The organism is Seohaeicola sp. 4SK31 (assembly GCF_028802875.1).
Taxonomy (GTDB): Bacteria; Pseudomonadota; Alphaproteobacteria; order Rhodobacterales; family Rhodobacteraceae; genus Seohaeicola.
In genome coordinates, this window is the sequence record NZ_JARAMP010000003.1 from 136648 (window position 1) to 151960 (window position 15313).

The 15313-nt window shown below is 65.4% G+C and carries 15 protein-coding genes; 5 read left to right on the forward strand and 10 right to left on the reverse strand.

Features of this window, described 5'->3' with window-relative positions; translation table 11 throughout:
- Positions 1 to 150 precede the first annotated feature (150 nt).
- The 5 genes from PVW27_RS03820 (at position 151) to PVW27_RS03840 (ending at position 4038) form a co-directional block, all read left to right on the forward strand.
- Positions 151 to 339 carry a hypothetical protein gene (locus tag PVW27_RS03820; RefSeq protein WP_274555239.1) on the forward strand — a complete coding sequence of 63 codons (189 nt, stop codon included), beginning with the start codon at positions 151 to 153 and terminating at the stop codon, positions 337 to 339.
- Positions 311 to 1024, forward strand: coding sequence for a helix-turn-helix transcriptional regulator (locus tag PVW27_RS03825; RefSeq protein ID WP_274555241.1), 714 nt, complete (start codon positions 311 to 313; stop codon positions 1022 to 1024). Before PVW27_RS03820 ends, PVW27_RS03825 begins: the two co-directional genes overlap by 29 nt.
- An 86-nt stretch (positions 1025 to 1110) precedes the next feature.
- Positions 1111 to 1812 carry an acyl-homoserine-lactone synthase gene (locus PVW27_RS03830; protein ID WP_274555242.1) on the forward strand — a complete coding sequence of 234 codons (702 nt, stop codon included), beginning with the start codon at positions 1111 to 1113 and terminating at the stop codon, positions 1810 to 1812.
- Positions 1784 to 3322, forward strand: coding sequence for an ATP-dependent DNA helicase (locus PVW27_RS03835; protein WP_274555244.1), 1539 nt, complete (start codon positions 1784 to 1786; stop codon positions 3320 to 3322). The genes PVW27_RS03830 and PVW27_RS03835 overlap by 29 nt, the downstream gene beginning before the upstream one ends.
- Positions 3319 to 4038, forward strand: coding sequence for an SDR family oxidoreductase (locus PVW27_RS03840; protein WP_274555246.1), 720 nt, complete (start codon positions 3319 to 3321; stop codon positions 4036 to 4038). The genes PVW27_RS03835 and PVW27_RS03840 overlap by 4 nt, the downstream gene beginning before the upstream one ends.
- A gap of 67 nt (positions 4039 to 4105) precedes the next feature.
- Here the strand turns inward: PVW27_RS03840 and PVW27_RS03845 are convergent, their stop codons facing one another.
- The 10 genes from PVW27_RS03845 to PVW27_RS03890 all read right to left on the reverse strand — a co-directional run bounded on the left by PVW27_RS03845 (position 4106) and on the right by PVW27_RS03890 (position 15274).
- Positions 4106 to 4900 carry a TIGR02186 family protein gene (locus PVW27_RS03845; RefSeq protein WP_274555248.1) on the reverse strand — a complete coding sequence of 265 codons (795 nt, stop codon included), beginning with the start codon at positions 4898 to 4900 and terminating at the stop codon, positions 4106 to 4108.
- Complete coding sequence (locus tag PVW27_RS03850) at positions 4897 to 5826, reverse strand: sulfite exporter TauE/SafE family protein (protein ID WP_274555250.1); 930 nt, start codon at positions 5824 to 5826, stop codon at positions 4897 to 4899. Before PVW27_RS03850 ends, PVW27_RS03845 begins: the two co-directional genes overlap by 4 nt.
- A gap of 100 nt (positions 5827 to 5926) precedes the next feature.
- Entirely contained in the window at positions 5927 to 6892 is a 966-nt protein-coding gene (locus PVW27_RS03855) for an ABC transporter permease (protein WP_274555251.1), read from the reverse strand.
- The gene (locus PVW27_RS03860; RefSeq protein WP_274555253.1) at positions 6892 to 7986 is read right to left on the reverse strand and encodes an ABC transporter permease; all 1095 of its coding nucleotides are present in this window, start codon (positions 7984 to 7986) and stop codon (positions 6892 to 6894) included. The genes PVW27_RS03855 and PVW27_RS03860 overlap by 1 nt, the downstream gene beginning before the upstream one ends.
- Complete coding sequence (locus PVW27_RS03865; protein ID WP_274555255.1) at positions 7986 to 9569, reverse strand: ABC transporter ATP-binding protein; 1584 nt, start codon at positions 9567 to 9569, stop codon at positions 7986 to 7988. The genes PVW27_RS03860 and PVW27_RS03865 overlap by 1 nt, the downstream gene beginning before the upstream one ends.
- Positions 9570 to 9571: 2 nt before the next feature.
- Positions 9572 to 10567: a BMP family lipoprotein gene (locus tag PVW27_RS03870; protein ID WP_274555257.1), complete on the reverse strand. Its 996-nt coding sequence runs from the start codon at positions 10565 to 10567 to the stop codon at positions 9572 to 9574.
- 172 nt (positions 10568 to 10739) lie between these two features.
- Positions 10740 to 11174: a GNAT family N-acetyltransferase gene (locus tag PVW27_RS03875; RefSeq protein WP_274555259.1), complete on the reverse strand. Its 435-nt coding sequence runs from the start codon at positions 11172 to 11174 to the stop codon at positions 10740 to 10742.
- Positions 11161 to 11778, reverse strand: coding sequence for a tRNA (adenosine(37)-N6)-threonylcarbamoyltransferase complex dimerization subunit type 1 TsaB (gene tsaB, locus PVW27_RS03880; protein WP_274555260.1), 618 nt, complete (start codon positions 11776 to 11778; stop codon positions 11161 to 11163). Before tsaB ends, PVW27_RS03875 begins: the two co-directional genes overlap by 14 nt.
- A 26-nt stretch (positions 11779 to 11804) precedes the next feature.
- Positions 11805 to 12368 (reverse strand): NifU family protein, encoded by a 564-nt coding sequence (locus PVW27_RS03885; protein ID WP_274555261.1) that lies wholly within the window; start codon positions 12366 to 12368, stop codon positions 11805 to 11807.
- Positions 12369 to 12439: 71 nt separating this feature from the next.
- Positions 12440 to 15274, reverse strand: coding sequence for a cation:proton antiporter (locus PVW27_RS03890; protein WP_274555262.1), 2835 nt, complete (start codon positions 15272 to 15274; stop codon positions 12440 to 12442).
- Between the last annotated feature and the right edge of the window lie 39 nt (positions 15275 to 15313).

Below are 15313 nucleotides of genomic sequence, written 5' to 3' on the forward strand. Positions count from 1 at the left end.
GATCCCACCAGTTCGGGGGGGCTTGAATTCGTGGGTAGGGTCCATTTGCGCCTTGTGGCTATAGTGGGACATGGCCTCAGGGCCCTGTCCTGCCGCACCGCGCCTTCGTCGCGTTAATCATTCCTTAACCGGTTGAGGAGCACTGTCATCATGCAGAACGAATGGCTTCTGGATGTCATCGCGGATCTGAAAACCTTTGCAGGTGAAAACGGCATGGAGCAGTTGGCGCGGCACCTTGAAGAGACCCGCGAGATCGTCCTGACCGAGATGTCATCCAGTCGCGGGGAGGCGCCGGTGGCGTTGCCGATGGATGAGAAGCGGACTGGAGCAGATACTTGAAACGGTCGAACATGCGACCGCACCGCAGGATATGCAAAGCGCCATCGAGGCGCTGAGAGACGCCTTTGGCGTCAACCACATGGTCTATCATTGGGTCAGCGCCGCCGGGCAGCAATATGGCTGCGGCACCTATGCGCCCGATTGGGTCGCCCGCTATCTGGAACGCGACTATCTGCGGATCGACCCCGTGGTGCAGGGCTGCATGCAGAACTTCCAGCCACAGGACTGGAAGCGCCTGGACTGGAGCGGCAAGGCGCAAAGGGCCTTTCAGGCGGATGCCATCGCCCATGGTGTCGGACGGCAGGGATTCTCGATCCCGATCCGCGGACCGAACGGGCAGTTTGCGCTGTTCACGGTCAACCACGATGCCGATGATGCCACTTGGTCGGCCTTCGCGCAGCGCCACGGGCGCGACCTGATCCTGATCGCGCATTATTTCAACTCGAAGGCGCTGGAGTTCGAACCCGGTCGCAGCCCCCCGCCCGCGCAGGCCCTCTCGCCGCGCGAGATCGACGCCATGACCCTGCTGGCCATGGGCTATAGCCGGGCGCAGGTGGCCAACTCGCTGTCGATCTCGGAACATACGCTGCGGGACTACATCGAAAGCGCGCGGTTGAAGCTGGGCGCGCTGAACACCACCCATGCCGTGGCCCGCGCGATCAGTCGCGGCTTGATCGTGGTCTAGCGCGCCGCCCTTCTCCGTCCGCTGGGCCAAGGCCCTGTTAACCAGATCAGCCTAGATCTGCGCCCTCCAACCAGAGGAGACCAGCGATGCTGCGCTATGTGACGGCAGGGGAATTGACGCAGTATCCCGTTCTGCGTGACACGATGTTCCGGGACCGGGCCGCGCAATTCTCGGACCGGTTGGGCTGGTCCGTTGCCGTCGATGCGGGCGGGTTCGAGCGGGATCAATATGATGCGCTGGACCCGCTCTATGTGATCTGGGCGCAGCCCTGCGGGCGGCACGGCGGGTCGATGCGCTTTCTGCCGACCACGGGGCGCTGCATGGTGAACGAGCATTTCGCCCATCTGAACGCCGGTGTTCCGGTGCGGAACCCGCAGATCTGGGAATGCACGCGTTTCTGTCTGGCCCCCGGTGCCGGATCGCAGGTGGCCGCCGCCTTGATGCTGGCCGGTGGCGAGTTGCTGGAACGGCAGGGGTTGCGGCATTTCGTGGGCGTGTTCGACGCCAATATGGAGCGGATCTATCGCCGGATCGGGTCCTGTCCGCAGGTTCTGGGCCATGCGGGCGAGGGGCGTGCGCGGGTCAGTCTGGGGCTGTGGTCGCTGACGCCCCCGGCGCGGGCCCGGGTGGCGCGGCGGGCGGGACTATCTGCGGCGCTGTCCGCGCTGTGGTATCGCCGCGCCTTCGGAGGGGCAGAGGACACAGGTGGCGTGATCGCGGGCTCTGGCCCTTGGCGCGGGGCGGCTGTAGGGTCGCGCCATGACCCTGCCCGCTGTGACATTTTCTGAAGATCAGGCCGAAGCCTTTGACCGTATCGCCGGTGCCCTGCGCGGCGTGGGCGTCGATCTGGAAGAGGGTGTCCTGACCCCCGCGACTGAGGGGGCGTCACGTGTCTTGGCCGTGATCGGCAAGGCCGGGTCGGGCAAGACCCTGCTGCTGGCCGAACTGACCCACGCCCTAGAGGCGGCAGGGGTGGAGCTGGTGTCCGGCGATTACGAGGGCAAGCGCCGCAAGGACCGGCGCACGCTGGCGATTCTGGCCCCCACGAACAAGGCGGCCTCGGTGCTGCGGAACCGTGGTGTCCCCGCGACGACGATCCACCGCATCATCTATACCCCCGTCTATGATCCCGAATACGAGCGTGTCGCCGAATGGCTGGCCGGCAATGGCGAGCGCCCCGAGATCGAGGGGCTGACCGATGTGGCGCTGGACCGGGCGCTGGCGTTCTACCAGATCCACAAGTCCATCCCCGGTGCCTTGGCGGCGGCGGGTCTGCGCGGGTCGGATTTCATCACCGGCTGGAAGCGGCGGGAAGAGCCTTTGGACATCGGGTTGGTCGATGAATCCTCGATGCTGGACGAGCGGCAGTTCACCGACCTCAAGGATATTTTCCCGACCCTGATCCTGTTCGGCGATCCGGCGCAGTTGGCCCCCATCAATCAGTCCGGCGGGATGGTGTTTGACAGCCTGCCCGCCCCCGCGCGTCTGGAGTTGAATCGCATCCACCGTCAGGAAGCGGATAACCCGATCCTTGATCTGGCCCATGCGCTGGCCGATCCCGCCCTGACTTTCGAGGATTTCGAACGGATGGTGGAACAGGCCGCCGCCCGCGATGACCGCGTGATCTGGGGCCAGCGGGTCGAGGTGGATCTGATGGCCCGCAGCCCGGTGCTGGTCTGGCGCAATGCCACGCGCATCCGGCTGATCCATGCCTTCCGCGCCGTGCATGGCGCGCCCGAGGATGAGCTGCTGGAGGGCGAGCCGCTGATCTGCGACGGGCTGGAACTGCCCTTGAAACATCGCAAGAAGCGGCTGGATCTTGAGGCGCGGGGCCTGATCAAGGGGGCGCAGGTGATCTATCTGGGCGCAGGGCGCAAGCCCGGTTTCTCGCGCCTGCATGTCATCGGGGCCGAAGATCCGCAGGTCAACGCGGCCTCCATCGTCAAGATCGAGAAGCCGGACGAGGAAGAACCCTTCATCCCCTATGCCGCCAAGATGGGCGCGACCTTTCTGCACGGGGCGGCGGTCACGATCCACAAGGCGCAGGGCAGCCAGTGGGAAAACGTGCAGGTTTTCGCCCCCGATCTTTATGCCGCCGCGCGCATGGGCCGGTCCGAGGCGGGGCAGCCCCTGTGGAAGCGGCTGGCCTATGTGGCGATCACCCGCGCGCAGGAGCGGCTCTATTGGGTGGTGCGCAACCGGCTGTCGAAACCGTCGGGGCCGCTCAGGGTGGATGACCTCAAGGCGATGGCAGCTCCGGCGCTGAGCCTTGAGATGCAGGAGGAGGCAGAGCTATGAAATCCATCATCATCACGGGTGCCAGCGCCGGAATAGGCGCCGCCTGCGCCACGGCCTTTCTTGAGGCGGGCTGGCGCGTCGGTCTGGTCGCGCGCCGCCCTGATGCGCTGGAGGCTGTGGCCAAAGGCCATGACGGGGCGGTGGTGCTGCCCTGCGACGTCACGGACCCGGACGCGGTGGATGCGGCGTTCAACGCCTTTGCCGCGCAAACGGGCCGTCTGGATGTGCTGTTCAACAACGCGGGCAGTTTCGGCCGCGCCGCCCCCATCGACGAACTGGGTGTCGATGAGTGGCGTCAGGTCGTGGATGTGAACCTGCATGGGATGTTTCTATGTGCCCGCGCGGCCTTTCGCCTGATGCGCGCACAAGACCCGCAGGGCGGGCGGATCATCAACAACGGCTCGATTTCTGCCCATGCGCCGCGCCCTTTCTCGGTGGCCTATACCACCACGAAACACGCGATTACCGGGCTGACCAAAAGCCTGTCGCTGGACGGGCGCGCCTTTGACATCGCCTGCGGGCAGATTGACATCGGCAATGCCCGCACCGAGCTTCTGGAAGGGATCATCGCCGCCAATCCCGGCGATGCGCCGCCCACGATGGATGTGGCCGATGTGGCGCGCGCCGTGCTGCAGATGGCGGCCCTTGGCCCCGAGGCGAATGTCCAGTTCATGACCATCCTCGCGACCAAGATGCCCTATATCGGGCGCGGCTGACGCCCTGTTTCTTCTTGCTGAAAATATCCAAAGGGCCACAGCCGCCGCTGCGCGCGGGCCTGCGAGATCAGCCCTGCCGCAGCACCACGCGGAAGAAGGCCGAGGCGCCCCAGCCCGCCAGAATGGCGATGGCCAGTGACATCAGCCCGTAGATCAGGGGCTGTTGATGGGCGAGGGTGAAGAGATAGCGTTCCAACCCGACCTTGCGGACGTCGATCTCGGTTTCATACTGGGCGACGACCTCGCCGTCGCGGGCCAGGAAGATGCGGGTCAGGTAGTCGCCTTCGGTCAGGTTGGCGGGCAGGCTGATCGAGGCGCGGAACAGGGTCTGTTCCTGCACCTCGACCGCGCTTTCCAGCAGGGCATAAAGGCCGTTCTCGGTGCGGATGCGGATCAGGGCTTCGGTAAAGGTCTGCGCGTCCCCGACGGTTTCGGGTGCGCCGACCGACCGGATCGCCAGCGGGATCGACACGCGGTGGCGCAGGTTCTCGGTCTGTGACAACACCTCGGACAGCGGTCCGGTCGTGGCCACGGCATAGAACGAGGGGGCGCGGTCGATCTCGACCGCGGCGGTGTTGATCCACAGACCCAGCCGCCTGTCCTTGCGCCGGATCGTCAGCGGGGTAGAGGGGCCTGAGATGGTGACGATCACATCCAGATCGCCCTCGGGGATGGCGACCTCACGCTTGATGGCGCCGAAAATCAGGATGTCCGAGCCCGAGAAATTGGTCGAGATCGAGATACTGCTCTGGCTGAGGCCCATCACCACCTCTTCCGCCAGCGCGGTGCGGGGCGCGACCAGTGCGAGCAAGCCAAGGGCAAGGGTCAACAGGCCAGCCGGAAGGATGCGCGACGGGATCATGCCCCACCCCCTTCCGCGCCGATGGAGTAAAGCTCGGACGGCATCAGAAGCAGATCCAGCGCCAGCTTGCCGCAGACCGCCAGCACAAGGATCGCCAGCAGGATGCGCAACTGCTCGGCCTTCAGCTTGACGCCGATCCGCGCGCCGATCTGCGCGCCGATCACACCGCCCAGCAGCAGCAGCACCCCCAGCACCACATCAACGGTCTGGTTGGTGATCGCGTGCAGCATCATGGTGAAGGCGGTGACGAAGATGATCTGGAACAGCGAGGTCCCGATCACGACCTTGGTCGGCATGCCCAGAAGGTAGATCATCGCGGGCACCATGATGAAGCCGCCCCCGACGCCCATGATCGCGGTCAGGATACCCACGCTGACCCCGATCAGCACCGGCGGGATCAGCGAGATATACAGCCCGGATGTGCGAAAGCGCATCTTGAAGGGCAGCACATGCACCCAGTTGCGGTGCCGTCGCTTGGCACTGCTGCCCGCGCCACCCGCCTTGCGCGCCTTGCGGATCGCGTTCAGGCTTTCGACGAACATCAGCGTGCCGATGATGCCAAGGAAAAAGACATAGAACAGCGTCACCAGCAGATCGACCTGCCCCAGCGCCTTGAGGTAGTTGAACACCATCACGCCGATGCCCGCGCCGATCATGCCGCCGCCCAGCAGGACGGTGCCCATCCTCAGGTCCACGGTCTTGCGCCTGAGATGGGCCAGCACACCCGAGAAGGACGAGGCGACGATCTGGTTGGTGCCCGTGGCCACGGCCACGGCCGGAGGGATGCCGATGAAGAACAGCAGCGGCGTCATCAGGAAGCCGCCGCCCACGCCGAACATGCCCGACAGCACACCCACGATCCCGCCCAGACCCAGCAGCAGGTAGGCATTGACCGACACTTCGGCTATGGGAAGGTAGATCTGCATGGCTATCCCTAGCGCGCTGCGGCTTCAAAAGGCAAGCGGAGCGGGGCGAATTTCGCCTCAGGTCTGATCCTGCGGGGCGATCTGGACTTATTCGCCGTGCTCAGCGCTCTTTCACATAGGGTTGGCCCCCTGCGCGGGGGGGCACGGCCTTGCCGATGAAGCCCGCCAGAATCACCACCGTCAGGATATAGGGCAGTGCATCCATCGCCTGCACAGGCAAGGTGACAAAGCCCAGATCGAGGTTCTGGTAACGCAAGGCGATGGCTTGCAGAAAGCCGAACAGCAGCGTTGCATAGAGCGCATGCCAGGGTCGCCACTTGGCAAAGATCAGCGCGGCCAGCGCGATATAGCCGCGCCCGGCTGTCATGTCCTGCACAAAGCCCGCTTGCAGGGCGGTCGCCAGATAGGCCCCGGCCAGACCGCAGAGCAGCCCGCAGATCAGCACCGCGCTATAACGCAGCCGCACGACCGAGATCCCGGCGGTATCCACCGCTTCAGGGTTTTCGCCCACGGCGCGCAGGCGCAGACCGAACCGCGTGCGATAGAGGATCCACCATGTCAGCGGCACGCAGGCGAAAGCCACATAGACAAGGATCGAATGGCCAGAAATCAGCTCGGCATAGATCGGGCCCAGAACGGGCACCTCGCGCAGCGCCTCGGCCCCCGGCAGGCTGATCGGGCCGAAACGCCCGCTGGCCAGCAATGCGGGCGTGCGGCCCCCTTGCTGGAACCAGCTTTGCGCGATCAGCACGGTCAGCCCCGCGGCCAGAAAGTTGATCGCCACGCCTGAGATCAGCTGATTGCCCCGGAAGGTGATCGAGGCCAGACCGTGCAGCCCCGACAGCGCCAGAGAGGCGATGATACCCGCCCCCAGCCCCAGCCAGACCGATCCTGTCACGGCGGCAATGGCGGCGGAGAAGAAGGCGGCGGCCAGCATCTTGCCTTCAAGCCCGATGTCGAAAATGCCCGCGCGTTCACTGAACAGCCCCGCGAGGCAAGCCAGCAGCAACGGCGTCGCCAGCCGCACGGTGGAATCGAGCACTTGCAGGACGGTGATCAGATCCATCACGCGCCCCTCCGCCGCAGCGCCATGAAGATACGCTCCAGCGGCATTCGGACCATGTTGTCCAGCGCGCCGGTGAACAGGATCACCAACGCCTGAATCACGATGATCAGCTCACGCGGGATGGCTGTCCACAGCGCCAGTTCCGCGCCCCCCTGATAGAGAAAGCCGAACAGGATCGCCGCCAGAAACACCCCGAACGGATGGCTGCGCCCCATCAGCGCGACGGCGATGCCAATGAAACCGGCACCTTCCGTCGCGTTCAGCACCAGACGCTCCGCCTCGCCCATGACGTTGTTGATGGCCATCATTCCCGCCAGCCCGCCCGAGATCAGCATGGTGATCACGGTGATCTTGGTGGGGCTGATCCCGGCATAGCGCGCGGCGGGTTCGGAATGGCCGAAGGCGCGGATCTCATATCCCAGACGGGTGCGCCAGATCAGCACCCAGACCAGCACACAGGCCAGAATGCCCACCAGAAACGAGATATTGGCCGGGGCGGCCTTGGAAAAGCTGATCCCCAGCGGGGCCAGAAGGTCATGCAGGCTGGGCAGGTTCGTGGCCTCGGGGAAACGCGCGGTGGAGGGGTCCATGCCCCCGCGCGGCTTCAAAGGCCCGACCAGCAGCCAGTTCAGGAACGCGGCGGCGATGAAGTTGAACATGATCGTTGTGATCACGATATGGCTGCCGCGTTTGGCCTGCAGCACGGCGGGCATAAAGGCCCAGGCCGCGCCGAACAGCGCCGCCCCCACGGTTGATGCGATCAGCGCCAGCGACCAATGCGGCCACGGCAGGTAAAGGCAGACCAGCGCCACACCCAGCCCGCCCAGCATGGCCTGTCCCTCGCCGCCGATATTGAAAAGGCGGGCATGAAAGGCCACGGCCACGGCCAACCCGGTGAACATGAAGTTCGTCGCGTAATACAGCGTATAGCCCCAGCCATAGGTCGAACCCAGCGCGCCCTTGATCATCAGGTTCAGCGCGTTGATCGGGTCCTCGCCAATCGCCAGGATCACAAGTCCCGAGAGCACCGCCGCCAGCAGCAAGGAGATCAGCGGGATAAGCACGACATCGGCCCATTTCGGCATCCGCTCCATCAGGCGGCCTTTCCGGTTGAGACGCCGGCCATCATCAGGCCAAGTTCGCGGGCGCTCGCATCCTCGGCTGCGACCTCGCCCATGATGCGGCCATCGAAGATGACGGCGATACGGTCCGACAGCGCCATGATCTCGTCCAGTTCGACACTGACCAGAAGGATCGCCTTGCCCGCGTCACGCAGGGCGATGACCTGCTGATGGATGAATTCGATGGCCCCGATATCAACCCCGCGCGTGGGCTGGCCGATCAGCAAAAGGTCAGGGCCGCGCTCGATCTCGCGCGCCAGCACCACCTTTTGCTGATTGCCGCCCGAGAACGCCTTGGCGGGAAGGCGTGGATTGGGCGGGCGCACGTCGAAACGCTGCATCTGCGCTGCGGCGTGATCCAGAATGGCGGCGTTCCGCATCAGCGGGCCGCGTCCGATGGTCGGGTCGCGGTGATAGCCGAAGACCGAATTCTCCCACGCGGCATAATCCATGATCAGGCCCTTGCGCTGCCGATCCTCCGGCACATGCGCGATGCCCGCGGCGCGGCGGCTTTGCCCATCGGCATGGGGGCCGGTCAGATCAATGGGGGTGCCGTTCACCCGAACGGTGCCGGTGGCGGGCATCATGCCACCCAGCACCTCCAGCAATTCGGACTGCCCGTTGCCTGCGACCCCGGCCAGCCCCAGCACCTCGCCCGCGCGGATGGTGAAGGACACGCCGCGCAGGCGTTCAACCCCGGCGGCATCCACGACGCGCAGGTTATCCACGTCCAGCACGGGTTTGCCGGGGGTGGCGGGCGTTTTCTCGACCCGCAGCAGGACCTTGCGGCCCACCATCAGCTCGGCCAGTTGCGCGGGGCTGGTCTCGGCGGTCTTGACGGTCGCCGTCATCTCGCCCCGCCGCATGACGCTGACGGTATCGGTGATATCCATGATCTCGCGCAGCTTGTGGGTGATCAGGATGATCGTCTTGCCCTCGTCCCGCAGGTTGCGCAGGATGCGGAACAGGTGATCGGCCTCGGGCGGGGTCAGAACGCCGGTCGGTTCGTCCAGGATCAGGATATCCGCCTGCCGATACAGCGCCTTGAGGATCTCGACACGCTGCTGCATGCCGACACCGATATCCTCGATCACCGCATCGGGATCGACGTTCAGTTCATATTCCGTGGCCAGCGATTTCAACGAGGCGCGCGCCTTGGCCAGACTGGGGCGCAGCAGGCCGCCATCCTCGGCCCCAAGGATGATGTTCTCCAGCACCGTGAAATTCTCGACCAGCTTGAAATGCTGGAACACCATGCCGATGCCTGCGGCGATGGCCGCCTGGCTGTCGGGGATGGTGGTCTTTTGCCCACTGATGAAGATCTCACCCGCATCGGCCTTGTAGAACCCATAGAGGATCGACATCAGCGTGGATTTGCCCGCGCCATTCTCGCCGATGATGCCATGGATCGTGCCGGGCATGACGCGGATCGAAATGTCCTTGTTGGCCTGCACGGGCCCAAACGCCTTGGAGATGCCGCGCAGCTCGATCGCGGGCACCTGTGGATCAGGCGCGGCAGTGACCTGCCGCGCCGCGTCTGGTGTGTCTGCCGTCATCCTTAGAAGGTCAGGACCGGGCAGCTGTCGTCAGAGGTATAGTCATGCACGGTGATTTCGCCCGAGATGATCTTGGCCCGCGCGTCATCGACGGCGGCTTTCATCTCGTCCGACACCAGCGCCGCGTTGTTTTCGTCCAGCGCATAGCCCACGCCTTCAGCCGCCAGATCCAGCACTTCGACACCGGGTTCCAGATCGGCCCCGGCCTTCATGACGTTATACACCGCAACATCGACGCGCTTGAGCATCGAGGTCAGGACCTTGCCCGGATGCAGGTGGTTCTGGTTGCTGTCCACGCCGATGGACAGGATGCCTTCATCCGCGGCGGTTTGCAGCACGCCAACGCCGGTGCCGCCCGCGGCAGCATAGATCACATCCGCGCCCTGGCCGATCTGCGACAGGGTCAGTTCCGATCCCTTGACCGGGTCGTTCCACGCGGCGGGCGTGGTGCCGGTCATGTTGGCGATGATATTCGCATCCGCATTCACCGCCTTGACGCCCTGCGCATAGCCACAGGCGAATTTGCGGATCAGCGGCACGTCCATGCCGCCGATGAAGCCCACGGTGTTCGATTTGGAGGCCATCGCCGCCATCATGCCCACAAGATAGGACCCTTCATGTTCGGTAAAGCCGATCACCTTGACGTTGGGCAGATCGACATAGCCGTCGATGGTCACGAACATGGTCTCGGGATAATCGGGTGCGACCTGCGCGATGGGATCGGACATGGCGAAACCCGTGGTCACGATGGGGTTGGCCCCTGCCTCGGCAAAGCGGCGCAGGGCCTGCTCGCGCTGGGCCTCGGACTGCATCACCGTCTCCAGATAGCTCCCGCCGGTTTCCGCCTTCCAGCGTTCGGCCCCGTTGAAGGCGGCTTCGTTGAAGCTTTTGTCGAACTTGCCGCCCAGATCGAAGATCAGGGCCGGTTCGGCCAGTGCGGCACCTGCGCTGAGGGCGGTGGCTGCGGCGGCGCCGAGGAATTTCTGCATCAGGGTCATGTTGGTCTCCCGTGGGTTGGCGGCGGCGGTGCTGGTTGCGTCGCACCCCGTCCGGCGATCTATAGGCTTTGATCAAAAGCCAGTTTAGGCCGCAGCGCCGGGGATGGGTCAACAGGAAACTGGAAGTTGACGTAGCGACTCCCGCGAAATCGTGAAGGTTGTCGCCACAGTCTCAGATGAGTGACCGTTCAAGGACAAGGGCATCCGCCGCCGGCCCCGCGGCGCGGTCATAATAGGCGCGCCGTTGACCGACCTGCGCATAGCCTGCGGCCAGATACAGCGTCAGCGCCGGGGTATTGTCTGCCGCCACTTCCAGAAAGGCGCGTGTCGCGCCGTGCGCGCGGGCCGCCGCGTGAAAACGCTCCAGGAGCGCGCGGGCCAGACCCTTGCGGCGGTGATCGGGATGGGTGGCGATGGTCAGAACCTCGGCCTCGTCCGCGATGATCCGGGTCAGAAGGATCGCGCGCGCATCCCCGAAGGCCATGACATGGGGGCTTGCGGTCAGACCGGCGAATTCCGCCTCGGACCAGGGACGGTCCAGCCGGTAGGCGGCGGCATGGACGGCGGCCATGCAGGCGGGTGTCGGGCCTTGGTCAGCGGGCGTCATCAGGCAGCATCACCGGAGGCGCGTCGCGGGCCGGGGCCGCATCGGCGGCACGGATATAGAGAGGCGCAGGCGCAAGCAGCGACGCGCCTACGATAAAGCGGTTGCGGGCCACGCGGGCCATGGCCACCACCAGATCGGCGGGCGCGGGCGGCAGCGCCAATGGCAGGCCGATGGCATGCGCCTCGTCCATCGTCACAAGCGAGGGGTCCTGCCCTTCGGGCGCAATATAGACCTTGTCCTGCGGCGCGGGCACGGCGGCCAGATGGGGCAGGGTCGCCATTCTGGTGATCGCCTCGAAAGTGCTGATGCCGATGGCCGGAATGTCCAACGCCAGTGCCAGCCCCCGCGCGGTCGAGACGGAAATGCGGATGCCGGTGAAATTGCCGGGGCCGATACCCACGGCCAGCGCCGACAGATCGGACCATTCCAGTCCGGCACCCTTGATGACCTCGTCCAGCAGCGGCACCAGCCTTTCGGCCTGACCGCGCCCCATGTCCTCGGCCGTGCGGGCCAACAGGGTCTTGCCGCGCAGCAAAGCGGCCGCGCAATGCGCGGCCGATGTGTCGAAGGCCAGAATGACCGGTTCGGTGGGATGCGGTGTCACGGCGTCGCGCTCGGCCAGCGGTCGGATCAGACGGCGACCGGCCGGACCTCGGTCACTTCGGGGATATAGTGCCGCAACAGGTTCTCGATCCCCATCTTGAGGGTCAGGGTCGAGGACGGGCAGCCCGCGCAGGCGCCCTGCATGTGCAGGTAGACGACGCCACGGTCAAACCCGTGGAAGGTGATGTCGCCCCCGTCCTGCGCCACGGCGGGACGGACACGGGTGTCCAGCAGTTCCTTGATCTGCCCGACCACGACGGAATCCGGTCCATCATGCTCTGCATGGCCAGAGGCGGCCTGTGCGCCAGCGCCCATGACCGGCTGGCCGGACTGGAAATGCTCCATGATCGCGCCCAGCAGGGCGGGTTTGATATGGTCCCATTCCACATCCGCCGCCTTGGTCACGGTCACGAAATCAGTGCCGAAAAAGACGCCGGTCACACCATCGACGGCGAACAGCCGGGTTGCCAGCGGCGAGGACGAGGCCCCTTCCGGGCTGGGGAAATCGGCTGTGCCCATCTCCAGCACGGTCTGGCCGGGCAGGAACTTGAGCGTGGCTGGGTTCGGGGTGGATTCGGTCTGAATGAACATCGCGGTCATACCTTTCGTGGTTACCAAGGATATGCGCCCCGCCGGGCCATCTGTCAAGGTTTGGAACGATTCTAAACTGTGCCGGTCCGGCCCGGTTTCGGGTCTTCGTCCTGCTCCACCGTTTCGGATCCGGTCCTTGACGCGGACTTTGCCCGCTTGCGTTTGGGCGCGGCCTCCGGCTGCTCAGGGGCCTCTTCGGCGGCTGCCGGTGATGCGGGCGCTGACGGGTCGGCGCCGCCACCAACGGGCGGCTCCTCCACCTCTGCCACGCCCTGTGGTTCTTCCGACGGGGCGCTGGCCGGCTTTTCAGGGATGGCCTCTTCCGCCCGGCCAGAGTCCTTGTGTGACGTCGTCGCGGGCTTGTCTGCGCCGGTTTCAGCAAGAGGCTCGCTCGGGACCGTCACCCCGACAGCGGCCAGTATCTGCGCCGGGTCCAGACCGCGCCGCCGCGCGCTGTCGATCACGGCGTCTTGCAGGATCTTGCTGCGCTTGAGCAGGCGGCGGAAGCGCGCTTCGTCCAGCACAAGAAGGCTGGAGGGCGCAATGGCCGTCACCTCGGTCCGGCGCGGTTTCTGCATCAGGATCGCCATCTGGCCGAACATTTCGCCCCGGCCCAGCCGCCATGTCTGCCCCGCAGCCTGCAATTCGACGGCACCAGAAGCGATGAAATGAACATTGCGGGCGGGCGTGTCGCGGCGGATGATCTTGTCATCCGCGTTGACATAGCGGGTGACCAGCGCCTTGCTCAGGCGATGCAGCGTTTTCTCGTCCAGCCCCGAGAACAGCGGAAACTGCCGCACCAGATCGGATTTCTGCACGGCAAGGTCCAGCGTAGGGCGGTCATCGGCCCGTTTGCGCCGCGCGGCCACATCCTGCACAAGTGCCATATGCAATTCCGCGCCGATCAACCCGTCGGCGCGCATCGTGTCATATTCGCGCTCTTCCAGACGCAGGGCCGAGCGGCGGATGAAGCGGCGCTCCAGTTCCTCGGCATAACCGGGATATTGCAGGCGCATCCCGTCCAGACCTTGCTCGACCTGCTCCAGCCGCCGGTCCAGCAAGTCGTGGAGCAGATCGGCGATGCGGCGGCCATGGATGCGGCGGATGCGGGTGTCGATGAAACCGTGCAGATCGCGCAGGATCAGGCGCTGGGACAGTAGGATCTCGAAGCGGTCGGCGGTGCGGCGGCCCAGCGGGCCCGACAGGCGCAGGCGGTTGTGCAGAAAGACGGCGGCGCGGAACCCCGGCCCGTTGCCCAGACTGCGCCGTGCCGCGCGCTGATACCCGGTGCGCCCGCCGCTGCGGGCGGCTTCGATCAACCGGTCCGCATCGCTGAGGATGCGATCCGACAGGCGCGAGGAAATCGCGCGTTCGCGAAAGCGCGCAAGGATCATCTCGCGCTCGGCCCCGGCCAGCGCGATCAGGCCCAGTGTCACACGGTTCTTGTCCGAGATTTCCTCGCCTTCCTCGGCATCCTTCACGGCCTTGTCCAGCCGCGCGGCAAAGCGCTTGGCCTCGGACCTTACGGTTTCGCGGGTCAACTCGTAACTCTCGGTGGTGGTCGCCACATCCTCGCGCACCTTTTGCAGGGCGACGGCGACGACCTGCTTCGACAGGGCCGCATCCAGCGCCGACAACCGGTCCAGCCCCAGCCGTTTGATCACCCAGCGCAGGGTGGTGCCCTGCACCAGAAGAGTGAACAGCGTGAAGCCCGTGGCAAGGATGCCGACCACGCGCTTGACCTCGACCGGCACGCGGAAGCTCTCGGTCACAGCCAGCGCCAGCGCCAGCGTCACCGCGCCGCGCAACCCGCCCCAGAGGATCGCGACCCGGTAGGGGCGTTCGATCACGGGCGACAGGCGGATCAGCGACAGAAAGGGCATCAGGCCGAACAGGATGATCACCCGCGCGGTGATGGCCGCAAGGATCACCACGACGACCAGCGCCAGATCCGACAGACGCACCTCGTCCAGCAGGCGCGGGATCAGCAGGGCGGCAAGGATAAAGATCAACGCCCCCGCCCAATGGGCCAGCAGCCCCCAGACCTCGCGCAGGTTCGACCAGCTTCCCGGTGGCAGGCGCCCCGGCCCCAGCAGGTTCAGCGTCAGGCCGGCCGCGACCGCCGCGATCACACCTGACGCGCCGACCAGTTGTTCCGCCGCCACATAGGACAGATAGGGCAGCGCGACCGAGATCGAGATGATCGCCAGATCATGCTGCGACACGAAGATCATCAGCCACAGGGCCGCCCGCGCCATGACCCAGCCCACCAGCGCGCCGCCAAGGATCAGCAGCGGGAACTGCGCCAGCGCACCTTGCAGGGTCGGGTCCGGCACACCAGCCATGACAAAGCCCATGAACAGGCCGAACAGCGCGATGGCGGCGGCGTCGTTCAGCAAGCTTTCGCCTTCGATGATCCGCGCCAGCCGCTTGGGGGCCGAGATCGAGCGGAAGATGCTGACCACCGCCGACGGGTCGGTGGTAGAGACGATCGCCCCGATCAGCAGGCAAGCAGCCAGCGGCAGCGCCGATGTCCATGACAGCGCGTAGCCGATGACCAGCGTGGCGACGATCACCGCCACCACCGCCAGCACAAGGATCGGCACCCAGTCATCCACCATCCGGCGCAGGTCCATGACCAGCGTCACCTGAAACAGCAGCGTCGGCAGGAAGACATACAGAAACACGTTCGACCGGATCGGCAGGCCCAGAATCGCCTCGGCCACCGGATTGAGCGCATCGGTCAGTTCCGTGCGCAGAAAGAAGGACGCCCCCACCGCGACCATGATGCCCAGAAGCGCCAAGATCACGCTGTAGGGCAGGCGCAGCCGCGCCGCCAGCGGCTCGGCAATCCCGATCAGCAGGAACAGCGAGGCAATGATCGTGGTGACAAGAATGATGTCCATGCGGGGAAGTTCGCCTCAAATCGTCAAGGAAATACGGGG